The 20419-nt window shown below is 52.8% G+C and carries 16 protein-coding genes; 14 read left to right on the top strand and 2 right to left on the bottom strand.

Translation table 11 applies throughout. The annotated features are described in order from the left end of the window. Positions 1 to 117 precede the first annotated feature (117 nt). Positions 118 to 624 (top strand): hypothetical protein, encoded by a 507-nt coding sequence (locus tag FE783_RS04935; RefSeq protein ID WP_138878209.1) that lies wholly within the window; start codon positions 118 to 120, stop codon positions 622 to 624. 245 nt (positions 625 to 869) lie between these two features. Here the strand turns inward: FE783_RS04935 and FE783_RS04940 are convergent, their stop codons facing one another. Continuing rightward, positions 870 to 2282: a sialate O-acetylesterase gene (locus tag FE783_RS04940; protein WP_158301631.1), complete on the bottom strand. Its 1413-nt coding sequence runs from the start codon at positions 2280 to 2282 to the stop codon at positions 870 to 872. A gap of 290 nt (positions 2283 to 2572) precedes the next feature. On the opposite strand from FE783_RS04940, the gene hcp reads away from it, so the two are divergent. Next, on the top strand, positions 2573 to 3865 hold the full coding sequence (gene hcp / locus FE783_RS04945) for a hydroxylamine reductase (RefSeq protein WP_138878211.1): 1293 nt from the start codon (positions 2573 to 2575) through the stop codon (positions 3863 to 3865). 213 nt (positions 3866 to 4078) lie between these two features. On the opposite strand, the gene FE783_RS04950 is transcribed toward hcp, so the two are convergent. Then, positions 4079 to 4249 (bottom strand): helix-turn-helix domain-containing protein, encoded by a 171-nt coding sequence (locus FE783_RS04950; protein WP_274381432.1) that lies wholly within the window; start codon positions 4247 to 4249, stop codon positions 4079 to 4081. A gap of 319 nt (positions 4250 to 4568) precedes the next feature. Here FE783_RS04950 and FE783_RS04955 point away from each other — a divergent pair, with 319 nt between their 5' ends. From FE783_RS04955 to FE783_RS05010, 12 genes are all read left to right on the top strand, one after another. After that, the gene (locus FE783_RS04955) at positions 4569 to 5348 is read left to right on the top strand and encodes a putative protein N(5)-glutamine methyltransferase (RefSeq protein ID WP_202916132.1); all 780 of its coding nucleotides are present in this window, start codon (positions 4569 to 4571) and stop codon (positions 5346 to 5348) included. A gap of 9 nt (positions 5349 to 5357) precedes the next feature. Then, entirely contained in the window at positions 5358 to 5900 is a 543-nt protein-coding gene (locus FE783_RS04960) for a GNAT family N-acetyltransferase (RefSeq protein ID WP_138878213.1), read from the top strand. A 181-nt stretch (positions 5901 to 6081) separates the two neighbouring features. Then, positions 6082 to 7305 carry an MDR family MFS transporter gene (locus FE783_RS04965; protein WP_138878214.1) on the top strand — a complete coding sequence of 408 codons (1224 nt, stop codon included), beginning with the start codon at positions 6082 to 6084 and terminating at the stop codon, positions 7303 to 7305. 62 nt (positions 7306 to 7367) lie between these two features. Further along, positions 7368 to 8864, top strand: coding sequence for a hypothetical protein (locus tag FE783_RS04970; RefSeq protein ID WP_138878215.1), 1497 nt, complete (start codon positions 7368 to 7370; stop codon positions 8862 to 8864). Between the two features lie 58 nt (positions 8865 to 8922). Next, positions 8923 to 11256: a helix-turn-helix domain-containing protein gene (locus FE783_RS04975; protein ID WP_138878216.1), complete on the top strand. Its 2334-nt coding sequence runs from the start codon at positions 8923 to 8925 to the stop codon at positions 11254 to 11256. 184 nt (positions 11257 to 11440) lie between these two features. Then, the gene (locus FE783_RS04980; RefSeq protein ID WP_138878217.1) at positions 11441 to 13063 is read left to right on the top strand and encodes an extracellular solute-binding protein; all 1623 of its coding nucleotides are present in this window, start codon (positions 11441 to 11443) and stop codon (positions 13061 to 13063) included. An 89-nt stretch (positions 13064 to 13152) separates the two neighbouring features. Continuing rightward, the gene (locus FE783_RS04985) at positions 13153 to 14061 is read left to right on the top strand and encodes an ABC transporter permease (protein ID WP_238402857.1); all 909 of its coding nucleotides are present in this window, start codon (positions 13153 to 13155) and stop codon (positions 14059 to 14061) included. A 15-nt stretch (positions 14062 to 14076) separates the two neighbouring features. Continuing rightward, positions 14077 to 14958: a carbohydrate ABC transporter permease gene (locus FE783_RS04990; protein WP_138878219.1), complete on the top strand. Its 882-nt coding sequence runs from the start codon at positions 14077 to 14079 to the stop codon at positions 14956 to 14958. Positions 14959 to 14974: 16 nt separating this feature from the next. After that, positions 14975 to 17284: a glycosyl hydrolase family 95 catalytic domain-containing protein gene (locus FE783_RS04995; protein ID WP_238402858.1), complete on the top strand. Its 2310-nt coding sequence runs from the start codon at positions 14975 to 14977 to the stop codon at positions 17282 to 17284. Positions 17285 to 17488: 204 nt separating this feature from the next. Then, on the top strand, positions 17489 to 17968 hold the full coding sequence (locus FE783_RS05000; protein ID WP_138878220.1) for a DUF6530 family protein: 480 nt from the start codon (positions 17489 to 17491) through the stop codon (positions 17966 to 17968). 177 nt (positions 17969 to 18145) lie between these two features. Next, positions 18146 to 19261 carry an AAA family ATPase gene (locus FE783_RS05005; protein ID WP_138878221.1) on the top strand — a complete coding sequence of 372 codons (1116 nt, stop codon included), beginning with the start codon at positions 18146 to 18148 and terminating at the stop codon, positions 19259 to 19261. Between the two features lie 137 nt (positions 19262 to 19398). Continuing rightward, positions 19399 to 20358, top strand: coding sequence for a vWA domain-containing protein (locus tag FE783_RS05010; protein WP_238402859.1), 960 nt, complete (start codon positions 19399 to 19401; stop codon positions 20356 to 20358). The last annotated feature ends 61 nt before the right edge of the window (positions 20359 to 20419 follow it).

The raw sequence follows: 20419 nt of genomic DNA on the forward strand, positions 1-20419 counted from the left end.
GTGCTCCCATTCGTATCACCTCCTTCATCGGAATTATTAATTACTATAAACAACAAAAATAGAAAATTCAACAATAAATTGAAAAAAATACTATTTAAAAAAAAAGGGGGTTAACCAATGGTCCAATTCGAAATTTGCTCAAAGACGGGGCAATGGAGCCGATTTACCGATTTCTACGTCGAGCACCGAACTCGCATTATCCCGGGCTACAAAGTCAGTCACGTGCTTACAGACGTCCAAAATTATATGAAGCAGGGGAGGGGAGCCATACTCGTTGACGGCTTGAATCAAGTGATCGGGATCGGATGTTTCGTGCTTGGGTTGAAGGAAGAAGGATTTAAGAACAAAGAAATCGCCGTGCTGGGCAACTGCTATTTTAAGGAGGAGTATCAAAATAACCGGACGTTTATACGGGGCTTGCAAGTTTTGGCCGATCAAATATGGGACGCGAATCGGGACGTGAAGGAAGTGAGAATTCCCACATCGGCCAGTAATGTCTACACGAACCGTCTGTACGGGAAGATTGCGGCGAAGCGGTATTCGTATGACACCGGCTATGGGACGTTTCACGTATATTCGACGCCCTATAGCGAATTTGCCGACTACTGTGACCGGTTTCGCTGAGCATTGTTGATGCAGCCCCAAGAACCGGCCGAGAATAGGAAAAAGCGCCGCCGGTTCGGGATTCGAGCCGGGGCGCCTTTTTCTGGACATACCATTAAATGAATTGCGGAACCTCTTTCCGCTATGTTGGATATTTCACGGCATCTCCTGTTTATAACGGAACTCTATTCCGTTAAACCATGCATGAGGGGCTTTCTTGAAGGCAAATCGACTCGATAATGGAATAGAATTCCGTTATTTTACGATTATACAGGAATCGGCCCGAAAGCAAGCAGTGGAATGCCGCGCTCGTCCTTGATATTGACGGCGGGATTCAACCCGTTGCCGTGCCAGAGTCGGGTTCCGTCCGGAGCGGATCGTTCGAAGCGGATGAGTACGCTGTCCCCTTCAGCCGAAATTGCTGCCGTAACCGGAAGCGGCGCACCCGAATGATCGGCGGCGAATCCGAAAGGATTGCCGATCGGCTGCAACAGTCGGCCGTTCACGCCGCTGAGAGCGACCCGAAGCAGCGTGCGGTCGGCATTCCACTCGAAGCCGCTCGGGCGTGGTCCCGGCTTCGCCGCATCGATGCCATAAGCGATGCTTAGCGCCCGCCACGCCATCCGTTTACCGACTTCCCGAAGCGACGGAGCATCCAAATGGATCGAATCCGACAACGTCGCATCGATCGTCGGCACGATGGCCGCGCAGCCGAGCTCGCTTTCCATCAGCCGCTGTTCCTCGCGAATATGATCCCACGATTCCGGTCCCCGACCCCACGTATACACTACGGAAAGCTGGGCATAGACGAAAGGCAGCCCGGGGTCGCCCAAATCGCGCCGTAAGGCCTCCACAAACGATTTTGTCCGCTCGCGGTAATACGGAGCCGCTTGCTCGTTCGCGTCGCTCTCTCCTTGATACCATAACACGCCCTTTACTTTACCGCCCTGCTTGCGCACTTTGCGCATCATCGCGCTGTACAAGGTCGTGCCGATATCGCCCGGACGCTCGCGGTCCCATTGCTCCATGCTCGTTCCGCCGTGCGCGCACATGATTAGGCCGACCGGAACGCCCGTATGCCGCAGCAGCTCCTTGGCGAATGGGATGGCAAGACTGGCGCCTCTTATCCGGTTATGCCTGGCGATGGTGTCACCGATTACCGGATGCTGCGGGGTAGGCGTAATCCGGTGTACAGGGTCGATCGAATCGTTCAGCCAACAGAGCGGATCTTCCGCGATTCCCCACCGGTCTCCCAAGTAGAAGCAGCTTACCCCTTCCTGTGGCGATTCGAAGTCCACAAGCTTACCGCAGCCTTCCATGTTGGATTGTCCCGCCATAACCCACAGATCCCCAACGAAAACGGGTTCAACGCTGAAGGCCGAGACGACTGCTTCGTTCGAGCCGCCCGCCGATGCCGAAATTCGGACTTCCACTGTGTAACGCCCTATAGGCGCTTCAGCCAAATGCCCTACAAATTCGGTTCCGTCGATGGAGCCGATCGTCGTCCATTCCGAGCCAGTCGCACTCGAGATGAAACGGGCTTCCACATTGCCGGTCACAGCGAAAGACAACTGGAAGCGGATCGGAAGCGCGGCGGCATTCCGTTCATTTCTTTGATACACGGCATGCGGAATCGGGTCGATTACGTTTACCGCTATCGCCGGGCTATTGGTATTCATTGAAGGCACCCCCACCATCTACTCTAATTCGAAATAAGAGTATATAGTTCCACGCCTTAGGGCAGATTCCTTCCAGTGGAGAAAAAAATGGCAAAACGGGAACCGGTCCAACCCTGATCGAATCGCCTAACCACATATTGTAACCACAAGGCTGCCGGAACGAACCGCGGCTTTTGGTTGTCACCATTTCGCCAGAAACGATGTGACGGCTATCACATTAACCTCCAACCGCTTCTGATAAGCTAATAGCTGTAAAAGAACATAGCGAATCGCCGAATGGAGGATGCATCATGTTTTGTTACCAATGCGAACAAACGCCTAGCGGCGGCTGCAAGGTTATCGGAGTATGCGGGAAAGACGAGACGATCGCAAGTTTGCAGGATACGATCATTTTTGCTCTGAAGGGAATTGCCGCTTACGCCACGCATGCCAGACAGCTCGGTTATACGGACCCGGAAGTAGATCGAATAACGCATGAAGCCCTTTATCTGACATTAACCAACTCCAATTTCAATCTGCAGGAACACCTGGATATGGCCATGAAGGTCGGAAATGCCGCTGTACGGATCATGGATGTGCTCGACCGGGCGCATACGACGCACTTCGGTATTCCGCAGCCGGTTACGGTACCGCAGAATAAGATCGAGGGCAAGTGCATCGTCGTAACGGGGCACAACCTGTATGCGCTGGAAGAGCTGCTTAAGCAGACGGAAGGCAAAGGCATCAACATCTATACCCACTCCGAGATGCTGCCGGCCCACGGATATCCGAAGCTGAAGCAATATGCACACTTAAAAGGAAACATCGGGAAAGCCTGGTATGATCAACGCCGGCTGTTCGAGCAGTTCCCCGGAGCGATTCTGGCGACGACAAATTGCGTTATGCCAATCAAGGGTACGTATGCGGATCGCTTCTTCTCCTACGAGGTTGCCGGACTCGAGAACGTCACGAAAATCGTCGGCGAAGATTTTTCGCCGCTGATCGAGCGGGCGCTTGAGCTGCCGGAGGCGAATATCGACTCCAAGCAGGTGCTGACCACCGGCTACCACCATGAAACCGTCATCGGGCTTGCGCCGGAAATCATCCAAGCGGTAAAGGACGGACTGATCAAACGTTTCTTCGTCATCGCCGGATGCGACGCTCCGGGCAAAGGCGGAGAGTACTACCGCGAATTGGCGACATCGCTCCCTAACGATACGGTCATCTTGACGACATCCTGCGGCAAGTTCCGCTTTAATGATGTGGACTACGGTACAGTTGCCGGAACAGGTATTCCGCGGTATATCGATTTGGGCCAATGCAACAATTCCGGCTCCACGGTCAAAATCGCGCTGGCGCTCGCCGACGCCTTCGGCTGCAGTGTCAACGACCTGCCGGTGAGCATCGTGCTGTCTTGGTTCGAGCAAAAGGCCGTCGCCATATTGTTAGGCTTGTTCAGTCTCGGAATCCGGGATATCCGTATCGGTCCGAAGGCGCCGGAGTTCATTAACGAAGGTGTCTTGAACGTGCTCGTCGATAAGTTCGGTCTGAAGCTGATCGGCGATGCGCAAGAGGATATGGTGGCGATGCTTTCTCTGCACTAAACGGATTACAAGCTGCCATATCGATACATGAAGAGCCGCGAACTTCGCGGCTTTTTGCTTTTTACCTTCGTTCCTGTATCGGGACATTTTCCGCTGAAAGATTTCCGCCCAGCTTGAGCTTGTTGTTGGCTGTACGTCGCGTCCGCTACACTTGTGTTAATCGCAAGCAAATGCAGCTAACGAGGAGGTGATGAAGCATCGACCATTGCCGCATCAATTGTCAATCGGAGTAATGCTGTTATGCTCCATGGCGCGGTATTCCGAGGGGGTCATCCCAGTCTTTTGATAGAACAGTTGGCAGAAATATTGCGTCGATGCATAGCCGACATCGCCTGCGATGCGTTCGATAGACAGCTTGCTCGTTCGCAGCATGTCTTTGGCCACTTCCCACTCGCGTGTCCATCAGCTTGTGCATGAAAGAGGAGTTGAAATGTTTTTTGAGCAGCCGATTCGTTTGCTTGTAAGTCAGCCCGGATAGGACAGCCTTGATCTGTGCCGCTTCCTCCGCCGGAAAGCCCGGGTCCAAGGTCAGCGTCCCGATGCCGTAATTTATGAACTGCAGCTCGATTGCCGCGTGGTTATCATACCGCTCTTATGTTATGACTCGGATAGTTTGGCAATAACCGTTCTTAACAACCTCTCCCGGGAGAGGATATGTTATGATAGGACCCGAAAGAGTTTCTATCGAAATGAGGCGAATTATATCAATTTTACAAAAATCGCGGCAAGGCTCCGGGCCGCCGGTTGCGTTTACGCCGAAGAGGAAGCCAGGATGCTTATTACCGCGGCGCGGACGCCGGCCGAACTCGCCGACATGGCGGACAGGCGGGCTGCCGGACTACCTCTCGAGCACGTCATCGGCTGGGCGGAGTTTTGCGGGTTAAGGATAAAGGTGGACCCGGGAGTGTTCGTCCCTCGCCACCGCAGCGAGTTTCTTGCCCGCAAAGCTGCCGCCCTCGCCAGGTCGGGAGCCGTAGTGGTGGACCTGTGCTGCGGCACGGGAGCGTTGGGAGCGGTGTTGGCCGCTGCATGGGAGCGGATCGAGCTGCACGCCGTCGATATAGATCCCGCTGCTGTGCGGTGTGCCCGACGCAATGTCGCGGCCGCAGGCGGTCGCGTGTATGAAGGTGACCTGTACGAACCGCTTCCCGCCGAATTGCGGGATCGCGTCGACATCTTGATCGCAAACGCGCCGTACGTCCCTACCAAGGCGATCCCGCTAATGCCCTATGAGGCTCGTACCTATGAGAAGAGGGTGGCGCTCGACGGAGGCGAGGACGGACTTGACATCCAAAGGCGAGTCGTCGAAGCCGCACCGCTCTGGCTTGCACCGGGAGGTCAACTGCTGGTCGAGACCAGCGAGCGCCAGGTGCCGCAGACCGTCGGGATTTTCTCCCGCGGCGGGCTGATCCCGAAGGTAGTCAAATCCGACGAATGGGACGCTACCGTCGTCGTCGGAACCAAACAAGACGAATCAAAATAAGGTGATATAATGCTGAAAATACGAAATGCCGTAAGAACAGACCTCGAGTTTTTGGTTCGAATCGACCTAAAAAACGATGGGTACACCGTTTCGAATAAACTTGACTTGACAGATTCAGAGAAAAAAGATCATTGCAAAAAGATAGAGCGGTTCCTCACGGAACGGGATAGAGGCGCGATACTTATGGAGGACACCGGTTCCCACAATCCGATCGCCATGATCATGTACTCCATTGCAAATAGGGACACTACCTATCCTTGGAAAACCATTTACAGCGAGTTGGACCGGGCATTGTTTCAAAGCGATGGCAGGTTCATGGAAATTTTTCAATTATGGGTTCATCCGGACTACCGCAGACTGGGACTGGCAACCAAGCTGAAGCTCAAGCTGGAGGAAGAGGCTCGCAATCGCCATGTCGATTTGATATACACCCATACGGAACAATCGAATCACCATGTCATCGAACTCAACAAAAAAATCGGCTATGAAGAAGTTCGGCGCGGGTCGATATGGGACGATGTCATACGCGTAAGCTTGATTAAGAAATTATAATGGGGGGATCGTGGCTTGCTTCACGTCGGATGAGAAATGTCATATTGCAGGCGGCCGTCGCCATGTCGGCCGTCTTGACTCGTTTACGGGGGAAGCGACGATTTCGAAAAAAGGATGGCCTGACGCCGTATACTTGCTATAATGCAAGTAACAAGCGGAGTATGAAGGAAGGTGACCGGCTATGGCATTGCAAGCGTGGAGAGTTGCGCCAGCCAGCATAAAGGCGCTGTACGTTTGTTCGTTTCTGATGAATTTGGGTTTTTTTGCGTTAATCCCGTATCTCACCCTCCACTTGACCGGCCATTTCCTCTGGTCATTGGCGCTTGCCGGCGTATTGCTCGGCGTCCGTCAGTTTTCACAGCAGGGGCTCACTTTCTTGGGAGGGATTGTGGCGGACCGGTTCGGCTGCAAGGAAACGCTGGTGTTCGGCGTCGCGGTGCGCGCAGCGGGATTTTTGGCGTTTGCTTTCTGCAGCGAGGTGTGGCATTTTTTCGCCGCGGCAATCGTTTCCGGATTGGGAGGGGCGCTGTTCGAACCTTCCTATCAGGCGGCGTTTGCCCGGTTAACCCCGGACGAGCACCGGAAGCTGCTGTTTTCTTTCAAAAATATCGTATCGAACCTCGGGATGGTTTCGTCTACGATCGTCGGCAGCGTGCTCAGCTCGCTCGATTTCTTTTATTTGTCTCTCGTTTCCGGCAGTATTTACATCGCGATCGCTTTTCTGATCTCGTGGAAATTGCCGAAGCTGACCGTGGAATTTTCGCGCGACAGCGTATTCAAGGATATGCAGACGATATTGAAAGACAAGCCTTTCGTCGTCTACACGCTGATACTCATCGGTTACTACTATTTGTTTATGCAGCTGTTTTTGACCGTGCCGCAGATTGCGGAAACGGTGGCCGGCAGCAAAAGCGGGGTCGCTTACGTATACGCCGCGATCTCGATCTCGGTTATCGTATTGCAGCTGCGCATCACCCGGAAGCTGCAAAACTACGAAAACCGTTTTATGCTGATCGGGCTTGGTACTCTTATAATGGGAATCGGGCTGTTTAGTTTCGTTTTTGCTTACAATCTGCTCCTGCTGCTGGCCGGATCGGTCGTATTCGCGCTCGGAACGATGATCGCCGGCCCTTTGCTGATGGACGTCATCCCGATGTTTGCGCCGCCGCGGCAAATCGCCTCGTATTACGGGTTCAACGGCTACTCGCTCGCCATAGGGGGCGCCCTGAGCACGATCGTCGGCGGCTGGTTTTACGACCTCGGCGTTCTGTGGGGTTGGCCTGGCTTTCCTTGGATCGTTTGTTTGGGGGTATCGTTGTTAGCTTCATGGCGGCTTTATGTATTAAAGGATGATAGGAACCGGTTTCATCGCGCTTCGCCTGTTCTTCCAAATGATAGCAACTAAGACGTACGATTTTGCGTCAATAAGAAGGAACGTTATTTCAATCCGGAAAGGATGCATTTCTTGTGACGCGTCGAATCGGGCAGTTCATGGTTACAATCCTTGTCGTATTCATGTCTTTCACTTATGCTCCGGGGATTCAAGCCGCCGATGCAAATATTCGGGTATCCGTGTCGGACGATCCGGTCCGCATCAACGGGCAGCTCATTGACAATACCCGTACGAAGTATCCTTTTGTCACGTATAAAGGGATTACGTACATGCCATTGACATGGGATAATACGAGTGCGCTCGGCATTGGGCTTGCGTGGGACGAAAGCGCAGGCTTGCAAGTTTTCCCGGCTTCCGTTACCAGGTTCGGAAACTCGATCGGCTGGAAAAAACCTTCGTTCAAGCAGGAGTTGTCCGCGAATCGCAAACTTCCCGCGAGCTACATGGCCGCGAAAGCCGATTACCCGATCTACATCGGGTCCAGCGCCATTGACAACAGCAAGGAGCAGTACCCTTTTCTGGAGCTTCAGGACATTACCTACATGCCGTTGACTTGGCAGTTCGTGCATGATCTGCTGCGGCTTACGATATTTTGGGACGCCAAGAACGGCTTGAACGTGATCGGCGGCCAGCAGCAGGTGCTAGGACGGATCCTTTACGACGATGCGGATTATTTGTATATCTCCGCTTCCATCATCACGGCGTCAGATCAAGGCGGTGTATTAAAAGTAAGCAAGACGCTTGCGGAGAAGCCGGTATGGATGAACAAAGCCGAAGCCGGGAAGCTGCAGGAGCAGATGGAGCAGCAGAGGCAGGCCGATCCGTATCGGGGAACGGCGGTCGAAGTGGAAACTCGCGAGGATGGGCTATACTACGAAGGGATCAAGCTGCTCGAGAAAGCCGAAATGGTCTCGAATACTTCGATGAGCATCGATTTTAGCGGAACGATGTTCAAACTGGATGGCAATCGCTCTTTGCTTGCGATTCAGAAAAGAAACTCGTATTTAACGGTTTCCATAAACACCGGTTACCTTTATATGTATTCCGACGGAAAAGCCGAACTGCTGAAAGAGTTCCCGCAAGTTCCGGCCAAGGTGATCCCGAATCGGGACGGAAGCTACTGGATCGCAAGTAACGGGCAATCCGTACGTGGGCACGTGTGGCTGGACACCCTTCGGTTAGCACATCTGGATGCGGACGGCAATTTGCAGATGATGAATCAACGTTGGAACCAACTATCCGTTACGATGCTCGGATTGGGCAGCCGAGACTTTATATGGCTCGGCGAACCCGGAACGACCAATCCGCAGACGGTCGACGGCCGAATCTTCGTACAATTGGGTGACTTTCCGTTGGACAGGGAACGCGAGAGAGTAGAACTTGGGATCTATTCCGTTGATTCGGAGCTGAATTTGACCCGGCTTAGCGGACCGCTTCCCACGACGGCGCAAGCATACGTAAGCAGCGACAAGCAGTTGTATACTCTCGGAGAGAGAGTCAATACGATCATCAATATCAGCAGCGGGCAAGCCAACATGTGGTACGATCACGAAATGCTGGAGACGGAGTAATAACGGTGTGTATAATGGAAGGTAGGATCATATAAACAAGACCAAGGAGCGCGGGCAGATGAGCGGTAAGCGAATCAGGTTCAACAAGCGAAGCGTCATTTTCACCTGGCTTATCTCCTACATTTCCGTGCTTCTCGTGCCGATCGCGATCAGCGGAGTTATTTATGCGTCGACCTGGCATGTAGTCGAATCTGAAGTGAGTCGCGCCAACGAATCGATGCTGCGGCAGATGGAGCAGGCGATCGACAGCAACCTGTCGGGCATCGAACGGCTGAGCGTGGAGATGGCGCTGAACAAACGGCTGGCCGCCTTCATCAATGCGAACAAGCCTCTCTCGGATACCGACTACTACGATTTGGTCGGGATTGCCGGAGATTTGCGGATTTACAAAATGGCCAACGACTTCATCGAGCAAATCTATATTTATTATAAAAACAGCGACACCGTCATCTCGACGCGGGACCATATAAACAGCCGGACATTGTACGAGAAGCTTCGCGACACAGACGAGACGAGCTACGAGAATTGGAAGTCGTTTCTGGACAAACGGTACATTCAGGAATATGCTCCCGCCACGATCCGGGAAGACGGCACCGCTGTCAAAGCGGTCATGTACGCGAAGTCGATCGTTCTCGACAATCCGGAGCTTCCGGGTGCGGTTATTTTGTTCGTGATCAAAGATTCGAAGCTGCTCGACAATATTGCGTCCTCGAACATGGCTTCCGTAGCTGTGGTGGATAAGCAGGACCGGCTGCTGGCATCTGCAGGCCTCGCGTCCGGCGTATCCGTTCCGAAATACAAAGCGCTATCCGGCAAAAACGGTTTTTTTTACGGCGAGTTGTCGAGTGAGCGGACTGCCGTTTCCTATACTACGTCGGAGACTACGGGCTGGAAATACGTATCGTTCATTCCCGCCGATGTGTTCGACGAGAAGATGAAATTTTTGAAAACGCTTATATATGCGAGTCTGCTGTTAAGCGTACTTATGGGTGGTCTCGTCACGTTCCTGTTCGTGAAAAAAAATTATATCCCGATTCGCGTACTGATCCGCAGCTTATCGACCCGATCGGGGCTAATTTTCGACGAGGAGACGAACGAATACGGGTATTTGCAATCCGCGCTGAACAATACGTTTGCCGAGAAGGAGAAGATCGACGCCAGACTTCTCCGGCATCGGGACGCGATCCGGTCTCACTTTTTGCAAGGGCTGCTCAAAGGGCGAGACGACCCGAACGTTCCCGTACACGAGTCTTTGGCCGCGCACGACATCCGGCTTGTATCGCAGCAATTTGCCGTATTGCTGTTCCATATCGAGCGATACGGGAAGCTGGAGGAGACCGGCTATTCCGATCGTCAGAAGGAGAAGCTCGTTCATTTTATCCTCATGAACGTAGCCGCGGAAGTGGCCGGAGACGGGAATCGCGCGTTCACGACGGAAATGGACGATATGTACGTTTGCATCGTCAATATCGGGACAGTTCCCGAGCTTGGCGAGCCGGACCGTATCGCCCGGCAGGTGAAATCGTTCCTGCTCGATTGCTATCACATTCGTTTGACGGTGGCGATCAGCGGCATTCACCGCGAACTTTACGGAATCTCGGCTGCCTATCAGGAGGCGCTGACGGCTCTAGAGTACCGGCTTGTAATGGGAAGCGGCGAAATTATCCGGCATGGAGATTTGCCGGGCTCGGAAGCCGATGCATCGCCCCGATCGGCCAGTTACTACTATCCGCTGCACGTCGAACAGCAGCTGATCAACTTCATCAAGACGGGCGATACCGACCATTCAAGCGCGTTGATCGAAGAAATCATCAGAATGAATGTCGAAGAAACACTTCTCACGGTTCCGCTCGCCAAATGTCTCATGTTCGATCTGATCGGCACCATGCTGAAGACGATGGGGGAAATCGGCATCGCGAACAAGCAGCCGTTCGCGCAGCGGGATATTTCGCTCGACCGGTTGATCGGCTGCGAGACGATCGTTGACATGAAACTGCAGCTGCTGGACGTGCTGAAGCAGGTGTGCGAGTCGATCCGGGATAACCGCAAGGACGAGCATATTCAGATCAGCCGCCAAGTGATCGATTACGTTCATAAGCATTATAGCTCTGAGAATTTGAACATTACGATGATCGGCGAAGCGTTCGGGCTGACCCCGTCTTATTTGTCGAAGCTGTTCAAAGCTCAGACCGGCGAAGCGCTGCTCGACACGATTAACAGGACCCGGCTCGAGGAAGCGAAGAAAATGCTTGTGCAGCGAGACGTTCCGATCGCGGATATCGCCAGAAGCGTCGGATACTCGGATATTAACACGTTCAACCGGATCTTCAAAAAGTTTGAAGGGGTAACTCCGGGCAAATATAAAGGGATGCAGCAGCAAATGCCGGAATGAAAGGAGACGGAAAAGCCGCCACACGCGGTTTTTCCGTTTTTGCATAAGGAATGCGGAATGTGAAGATGGAGTATTCCCGATTTTGAAGACGTTTTTCCGATTTTGATGATATTCACGCAATGGTTTGCCGCCGCATAATAACGCTAAGCACCAACGGTGCCCATAACCGAAGAGGGGGATTGGCATGGGGAACGATACCCGTAAAAAGTCGATAGGCGTTGCGCTTTCCATCGTATTGGCATCGACCGGCGTCATCGCGGCGTGCTCCAAACAAACGGCGAACGAGCCGGCCGCGCAGAAAGGCTCGAACACGCCGGCAGCGGAGGCGGGCAAATATCCGATCGCGACGCAGGAAACGATCACGTCATGGGAGCAAATGAATACGAACTTGACGACGTTTTACACGAACTTGGCCGAGTCGCCGTTCGGCAAGCAGCTGGAGAAGGAAACCGGCGTGAAGGTGAAGTATGCGCACCCGGCCGACGGACAGTCCAAGGAGCAATTCAACTTGCTGATCGCTTCCAACAATTTGACGGATGTGATCGAGTACGACTGGAACAGCGCTTACCCGGGAGGTCCCGAGAAGGCGATCGCCGACAAGGTTATCGTTCCGCTCAACGATTTGATCGACAAGCATGCGCCCAACCTGAAAAAAATATTGCAAACCGATAAAGAACTCGACAAAATGCTCAAAACGGACAGCGGCAAATATTACGTCTTTCCGATGATTCGTCCGGACAACGGACTCGTCTTCCGCGGCCCGATGATCCGCAAAGATTGGCTGGACGAGCTGAAGCTTGCGGTGCCGACGACGATTGACGAATGGTATACCGTTTTGAAAGCGTTTAAAGAGAAGAAAGGCGCGACGGCTCCGTTCACCGCGCTGTACAGCAACGAGCTGAACATTCAAGATGCGTTTATCGGCGCTTACCGCACCGCCAACCGGTTCTACATCGACGACCAGGGCAAAGTGAAATACGGTCCGATCGATCCGCAGTTTAAAGATGCGCTCTCTTTGCTGCGCAAATGGTATGCAGAAGGCTTGATCGATAAAGACTTTGCGCTGAACACCGACTCTAAGGCGCTCGACAACAAAATGATGAGCGACGCCGCAGGTGCGACCGTCCATTTGTTAAGCGGCGGCATGGGACGATGGATGGAAACGGGCAAGAAGAAGGACCCGAAATACCAGCTTGTGGGTGCGCCGTACCCGACGCTGAAAAAAGGAGAGCGTGCCTTTATCGGGCAGCGGGACTTCAAATACAACCCGTCGGCGAGCAAAGCGGTTACCGCTGCCGCCAAAAATCCCGAGCTTGCGGTCAAATGGCTCGATTACGCCTACAGCGATAAAGGAAGCCTTCTGTTCAACTTCGGGATCGAAGGCGAAAGCTACACGATGAAGAACGGCACTCCCGTCTTCACCGATTCGATCGCCAAAAACGAGAAGTACAATTTGCAGCAGATGATTTCCCAATATACGAAGCCGAACGGTCCTTTCCCCGGCGACAGCAGGAAAAGCTTCAACACGTTCCCGGAACAGGACGAGGCGATCAAAATTTGGGGCGAAACGGACGCTGCCAAACACGTCATGCCGCTCTTCATAACGCCGACGGTGGAGGAAAGCAAGGAAGTGGCGAAGCTGAACACCGCCATTGCCAGCTACAAGGAAGAAATGTTCGTGAAATTCGTGATGGGCAAGGAGCCGATCGAGAAGTTCGACGAATACGTGAAGCGGATTAAAGATATGGGAATCGACAAAGTCACGAAAATTTATCAAGATGCTTACGACCGCTACAACAAGCGGTAAATGGAGCCTGGCGCGCAGCGAGAGAGCGTGTTCGCCATAAAGGCGGATACGTTCTCTGCATGCGGCTGCCGATGGATGGAGTGGAATGTATGAGCAAATTAGGCATCCTGTTGGATATCCGCAAAAATAAGCTGTTGTATGTCATGTTACTGCCCGTCTTGCTGTATTACGTTATTTTTCACTATTTCCCGATGTACGGCGCGATGATCGCCTTCAAAGATTTTTCCCCCCGGCTCGGTATATGGGGAAGCGAGTGGGTCGGCTTCGAGCATTTCGAGACGTTTTTTACCGGCGCTTATTTTTGGCGAACGATCAAAAACACGATTTTGATCAGCTTGTATGAGCTTATCTTCGGTTTTCCGGCACCGATCGTATTGGCGCTATTGCTGAATGAAGTGAAAAACTCCATATTCAGAAGAACGGTGCAAACGGTTACCTATATGCCGCATTTTATATCGCTCGTCGTGATTTGCGGGATGGTGAAAGACTTTACTTCGAGCGAAGGCGTTATTAACGACATTATCGCCTACTTCGGCGGGGAACGGCTGACGTTTTTGCTTGAGCCCGACTTATTCCGTACGATTTACGTATCTTCCGGAATATGGCAGCATATCGGCTGGGGCACGATCATTTATTTGGCCGCTCTGACCGGAATCGATCCGGAGCAGTACGAGGCGGCGAAGATCGACGGAGCCGGGCGATGGAAGCAGATGCTGAACGTGACGCTGCCGGGGATTATGCCGACCATCGTCATCCTGCTCATTCTGGAAATCGGCCGCATGATGAACGTTGGATTCGAGAAAATTATTTTGCTGTACAATCCGGGAACGTACGAGACGGCCGACGTCGTATCTTCCTACGTGTACCGGGCAGGCTTGCAGGATTTCAATTACAGCTTCAGCTCGGCGGTCGGCTTGTTCAACTCCGTCGTCAATTTCAGTCTGCTCGTATGTTCCAACTGGTTAAGCCGGAAGTTCAACGATACGAGCCTTTGGTAAAGGGAGGAGCGCTTCATGCCGAACCAGGCGACGATGATGGAGAAAGTATTCGATTCGTTCAATGGGTTATTTTTGACCGCGTTAATGGTGCTGACGGTTTATCCGCTCGTTTATGTGGCGTTCTCCTCAGTGAGCAGCGCCGAGAGCCTGATGGCGTACAACGGCATCTTGTGGAAGCCTCTCGGATTTTCGCTTGAGGCGTATGTGAACGTGTTCCGGAATCCGATGATTTTGAAGGGCTATGGCAACACGTTTTTCGTTGTCGTCGTCGGTCTAGTTTTCAATATTTTGCTTACGGCGTTCGGGGCTTACGCGCTGTCGCGCAAAAGCTTGGTCTACCGTAAAAAAATAATGCTGTTCATCGTGTTTACGATGTTTTTCAGCGGGGGCTTGATCCCGTTCTATTTAACGGTCAAAGGAGTCGGGTTGAACAATACGCTGTGGGCGTTGATCATCCCGCAGGCCATCAATACGTTCAACCTGATTTTGATGAAAACGGCGTTCGAATCGATTCCCGACGCTTTGGAGGAATCGGCCAAGATGGACGGCGCGAACGATTTCGTCATCCTGTTCCGCATCATATTGCCCTTGTCGATGCCGGTCATTGCCGTGATGCTGCTGTATTACGGGGTCAGCCATTGGAATTCCTGGTTCCATGCGCTCATTTTTTTGCAGGATCGGTCGATGTATCCGCTGCAGCTCGTGCTGCGCGAAATTTTACTGCAGGGCGAAGCGAGTGCGATGGCGGTAGGAGCGACGGACGCGGATGCGGCGATGCTGTCGGTTACTTTGAAATACGCGACGATTATCGTGGCGACGGTGCCGATCTTGCTCGTTTATCCGTTCCTGCAAAAGTATTTCGTCAAAGGCGCGTTGATCGGAGCGATCAAGGGGTAAGGAGGCGATTTGGCAAGTGACGGGGAATGGGGCGGTTCACGGGAATGAAAAGCGGATGGGAAACGTTCGTCTCGAGCTGGATTGGGAAACATTCATGGCGGAGCACGATATGGAATGGGTCGTCAAGCCGGTCGGATGGGAGGAAGGGGCGTTTATCGGCAACGGATTGATCGGCGCGATGATCTACGGGGAGGAGCATGCGAAGAAACGGCATGTGCTTCGTTTCGTAACGGGCCGGACGGACGTCACGGCGACACGTACGGACAGGCGGGGGTTTCCTCCCCGCGTGCCGGTCGGCGAGCTCGATCTGGAGATGGAAGGGATGATTTATCATCCGACGGCGATGCGGCTCGATTTGTGGAATGCGGAGCTGCGGGCGGTGCTGACGACGACGCGCGGGGAAGTGCGGCTCCGCGCTTTTGCTCATGCCGAAGATGCGGTCATGGCCGTCGAGCTTGAATCGTCGGAGGGGGAGTGCAGTTCGCGGTTCTCATGGTATGCGCATAGCGAAGTCGATCCGGTGCTGATCAACGCCGACGGAATCAATCTGAATCAGTTCATTCCCGATACGGTTGTAGAAAGGACGGCGGAGGAGGACGGGATCGCGATCGCCATCCAGAAGTATGCGACCGGGGAAGGCTGCACGACTGCCTGGAAAGAAGTGCGGACGACCGGGGGCGAGGGCCGCAGACTGTTTTATTGGACGATAGCGAAAGGATGCGGCAAGGCTGCGAAAGCGGAAGCCGCGGAGTCGATCCGAAAAGCGGCCCGGATGGATTTTGATAAATGGATGCACATTCACCGGAATTGGTGGCATCGATACTATCGGCAAAGCTTCGTGTCGATCCCCGACCGGAGGCTCGAAAGCTTCTACTGGATTCAAATGTACAAGCTGGCTTCAGCCACGAGAGCGGACGCTCCGCTCATCGACAATCAGGGGCCGTGGCTCGCTCCTACGCCATGGGCCGGCGTTTGGTTCAACATGAATGTGCAGATGAGCTATTCGCCGGTTTATGCGGCCAACCGCCTGGACATAGGGGAGTCGCTCGTTCGGGCATTGGAGATGAACCGGGAGCAGCTCATACGCAACGTACCCGAGCCGTACCGGCATGATTCCGCCGGATTGGGGCGCAGCTGCAGCTATGATTTGAATAGTCCGGTCGATAACGAAATCGGGAATTTGACTTGGGTATGCCACAACCTGTGGAGGCAGTACCGGCACTCGATGGATGACGGGCTGTTGCAGCGTCTGCTGGCGCCGGTATTGCGCAGAAGCGTCAATTATTATTTGCATTTGCTGGAGGAAGGGGAGGACGGTCGGCTGCATTTGCCTCCTACGATTTCGCCGGAATACGGGTCCTTTATGAAAACGGTCGTCCGCGATTGCCATTACGATATGGCTCTTCTGCGTTGGGGTTGTGAAACATTGCTTGCTATCGACGAACGGTTGAAGACGGATGACCCGCTGCGCGGGAAATGGAGGGAGACGCTGGAACGCCTCGCCCCGCTTCCGGTTGACGAGACCGGCTTCATGATCGGCCGGGATACGCCGCTTGCGTACGGGCATCGGCATTTCAGCCATCTGATGGCCGTATTTCCGCTGCATCTGATCGGCGGCGACCGGGAAGAGGAGCGGGAATTGATCGGGAAGTCGCTGCGGCATTGGATCGGCAAAGAGGGCGACCTTCGGGGGTTCAGCATGACCGGAGCGGCTTCGATTGCCGCAGCGTTGGGATGGGGTGACGTATCGCTTGGGTTTCTGCAATCGCTGCTGCCGATGCTTAAGCCGAATACGATGTACAAAGAAGCGGGGCCGGTTATGGAGACGCCGCTCGCCGGCGCCGAAGCGCTTCACGACATGCTGCTGCAAAGCTGGGGCGGAACGATCCGCATCTTTCCGGCTGTGCCTGAATCGTGGAAGGAAGCGGCGTTTCACGATTTGCGCGCCGAAGGGGCATTTCTGGTTAGCGCGTTACGCCGTGACGGCGTAACGCAGTTCGTCCGGGTGAGGAGCTTGGCCGGTGAGCCGTGCCGGATCAATCCGGGGTGGAGCGCAGGCCAATTACGCGTGATGATTCTGGGTCCAACCGGCAGCGGCGGGGAGGATGCGGAGCAGGAACTGGAATCGGTTGAACACTATTGCCGGGCTTGTGAAGATGCAATCGATATCCATTTGGACAAGGGGCAAGAGGCGATTTTGTACCGGGGCGAGACAGTGCCGGAATGGGTCATCCGTCAAGTGCAGGCTTCATTCGGACCGGTCCGTTCTTTTGGCGGGCATAAGCCTTGGAGGCTATATGGATTTCCTTACGAAAACCACGATTGAGCACTCAATAAGAGCTCGAAACCGGTCGGCGGCGAAGATTTCCTAGCCTCCAACGGTCCGGACGAAAGCGGCAGTCATGGACAGCGTAGATGTCCGGGCTGCCGCTGTTTCTTGTGTCACGGATTGACTTACGAAGAGTTGAGAGGTAGAATGAGTTTGTTGTTTAGTAAATTAGTAATTCAGTAGAGGGAAGAGGGGGAAGTCGTGAAAATACCAACAACTTTAAAACATAAACCTGTCGTCGTCTCGGAAAATTATGAGCACGTTGATGGCCGATTCGCACGGAATACGGATGCCAAAGGTCTTTCTCTCGGACTAGCCCAATGGAACGATAGGGGCAAAGTCGATATTTCGGCCAAAGTATGGAGATATACAGGAGAGAAATGGTCCAGACAGTCGGAAGAGCTGCCTCTTCATCGCGTTCTTGATTTATCCATACTGATATGCCGAACGATGGAGCATTTCCGCGAAGCTTACCGATATGAGCATTTATATGATCCACAGTCGCCGACTATCGACAGAATCGGCCTGCAGGGAGACGCCATGACTGTGGCGGTATGTACGGATAACGAGAAAATCAATGAAGATATTAAGCTGTTCAATCAAGCTTTGAGCGATGACGGCGAGCTGATCGGGGAGCGTCTGCGCACTTTGTCCAGAATTTTGAAGGATATGGGTTATTAATGCGTAACTTGAATAGAACTTGAACATGCCGGGCTGCTGCCCGGCATTTGACATTTCAGGGATGACAGCAGCGGGATTGACTAACGTAGAAATGGAGGTTAGAATGTTTTTATGATTTAGTAAATTAGTAAATTAGTAAATTAGTAAGTGACTCGTTACAAAGAAAGGTGAACGGCCATGAATAACGATGAACCCTATTATTTGTCGCCCTCTAGACAGCTGACAGAAGCGGAGCAAGCGCTGATCTGGAAAAAACCGCAATCTCATAAGGCCAGCGAAGAGGAGCTCCGTATTTGTAAGGAAATCAAACGCAACTGGAATCGCGGGGAAATGAAGATCGCCAATATATTGTTGGAAGGTGACGCCGGTTCCGGTAAAACTCAGCTTGCCAAAGCATTGTCGGCCCATTTCGGCCTGCCTTATACGAAAGTGACCTGTTTCGCCGATATGGATAAATCGGATATTATCGGCGCAATTTTGCCGGTTATTTCATCCGAACGAATGGAGAAAATGGAGCCGGCGGAGCAGATCGCCTTGAAAGCTTTGTATGAAAGCGACGGATTTCAAAGCGCCTCGGAAGTATTGATGAACGTCCTGGGAGTTACCCGGGAAAAAGCCGCACAGAAGATGAAGCAACTACTGAAGCTGGCCGCGGAAAACAGCGAGGGCGAAACGGTCGAGTATCGGTTTTACCCTTCCGAAATCGTGAGAGCTTATGAGAAAGGATATATTTTGGAAATACAGGAACCGACCGTCATTCGGGATGCTGCGGTGTTAATGGCGCTGAACTCCGCCTTGGAGCCGGATGGAGGCATCAACCTTCCGACAGAGATCGTACGCAGACATCCGGACTTCATAGCGGTCATCACGACAAACCGCAGTTATGCAGGGACCAGACCGCTGAACGAAGCGTTGCGCGACAGAGTTCAGCATACGGAAAAGATGGATCTGCCGACCAAGTCGGTCATGATCGAACGGGCAATGGCCAAAACCGGTTACACCGATCGGAATGTGATGGACGTTCTCGCCGAAATCATCATTGTATTGGATCAAACGGCACGTGCCCATGCCATTAAAGGAGTGGCGGGCATGCGTTCCTTTTTTTACTGGACGGATGCGGTTGCCGGAGGCGCGTCTGCGAAACAATCCCTTTATCATAAGGTCATTTATAAAATCACAACCGATTCCGAAGAAATCAAGCTATTGGAAGAAGCGCTGCATAGCAAAGGATTGTTGACCGGCTTGGAAGAGGTCGAGTCCGAGGTAAAAAAAAACGAAAATTTGACGTCGTAGAATTAAGGACTTGGGGAAATATCGACGATACCCGGTTCGATTATGGGAAACATAAGGATGAAGAAGGCATCGCATTCAAAAAGTCGGCCGACAGCGACGAAAGCCATTCTTCTTATCGTTCCGATGAGTCCGGCCATTTGGAAAGTCCGGATGCGGGAGAGGATGGCTCTCCGATCTACCATCAGGCAAATCCGGAACCGAGGCCGGACGATGCGAAGCATAAAGAGCGGGAGTTCCGCAAAAAGCTGAATCGGGAAGCGAGGGACGTTGTGTCCGACTCGATTCATAAGGGGGTGAAGCTCATCGTTCACCGTCCGGATTACGATTCGGCTAACGAACAGGAGTATGCCGGTCTAAGCATGGAGCTTATGCCTATTGTGCGGGAAATTGCAAGAAAAACGATTCCGCTGCTGGAACACGAGATGTCGGCCGAATTTGCCAGGAACCATTATTACGGCAGCAAATTTCAAGCGGACAGCGTCGCTTATCGGGATTTTAAATATTTTGCCAAGAAGCGTCCGCCGACGGAGTGTCCATCCCTTGTGATCGGTCTAAGAGTGGATGAATCGGCATCCATGTCCGCATTCGGGAGATTGGAAGCTGCGAAGCGCGCGGCGATCGCCGTCTATGAATTTTGTCGAATTTGCAATATTCCGATCCTGATCTACGGGGATACGGCGGATGTTTCCAGGCTGGAGCAGATGTCGATCTATGCTTATACCGACTATGATAAGCCGGACCCGAATGACCGGTTCAGACTAATGGGAATTCGCGGCAGAAGCAATAACCGCGACGGAATGGCTCTTCGAATTATGGCGGACCGACTAGCCGCCGCTTCGCAGCAGACCAAGCTATTGATTAGTGTAAGCGACGGACAGCCTAAAGCGATGGAGAATTACACCGGATCTTATGCAGCCCAAGACATGCAGCAGACGATTGCCGAGTATGAGCGGAAAGGGATTACTTTTCTGGCAGCCGCCATCGGCCAGGACAAAGATGTGATTAGTCAAATTTATGGCAGCGAGAGATTTCTCGATATTACGAATCTGAACGAATTTCCTGCAAAGCTTGTGCGGATCATCGCCCGATACGTATAAGGTTTTATGTGGTTACGAGAAAAGTCCTTGATCATCAAGGACTTTTCTGTAGATTCGGTTC

Origin of the sequence: Paenibacillus mesophilus, assembly GCF_005938385.1 — a bacterium.
In the GTDB taxonomy this organism is placed as follows: Bacteria; Bacillota; Bacilli; order Paenibacillales; family NBRC-103111; genus Paenibacillus_AB; species Paenibacillus_AB mesophilus.

What these genes read in the sequence shown, in the direction of transcription:
- FE783_RS04935 (WP_138878209.1), top strand. Translation starts at nt 118, where the DNA reads ATGGTCCAATTCGAAATTTGCTCAAAGACGGGGCAATGGAGCCGATTT.
- FE783_RS04940 (WP_158301631.1), bottom strand. Translation starts at nt 2,282, where the DNA reads ATGAATACCAATAGCCCGGCGATAGCGGTAAACGTAATCGACCCGATT.
- hcp (WP_138878211.1), top strand. Translation starts at nt 2,573, where the DNA reads ATGTTTTGTTACCAATGCGAACAAACGCCTAGCGGCGGCTGCAAGGTT.
- FE783_RS04960 (WP_138878213.1), top strand. Translation starts at nt 5,358, where the DNA reads ATGCTGAAAATACGAAATGCCGTAAGAACAGACCTCGAGTTTTTGGTT.
- FE783_RS04965 (WP_138878214.1), top strand. Translation starts at nt 6,082, where the DNA reads ATGGCATTGCAAGCGTGGAGAGTTGCGCCAGCCAGCATAAAGGCGCTG.
- FE783_RS04975 (WP_138878216.1), top strand. Translation starts at nt 8,923, where the DNA reads ATGAGCGGTAAGCGAATCAGGTTCAACAAGCGAAGCGTCATTTTCACC.
- FE783_RS04980 (WP_138878217.1), top strand. Translation starts at nt 11,441, where the DNA reads ATGGGGAACGATACCCGTAAAAAGTCGATAGGCGTTGCGCTTTCCATC.
- FE783_RS04985 (WP_238402857.1), top strand. Translation starts at nt 13,153, where the DNA reads ATGAGCAAATTAGGCATCCTGTTGGATATCCGCAAAAATAAGCTGTTG.
- FE783_RS04990 (WP_138878219.1), top strand. Translation starts at nt 14,077, where the DNA reads ATGCCGAACCAGGCGACGATGATGGAGAAAGTATTCGATTCGTTCAAT.
- FE783_RS05005 (WP_138878221.1), top strand. Translation starts at nt 18,146, where the DNA reads ATGAATAACGATGAACCCTATTATTTGTCGCCCTCTAGACAGCTGACA.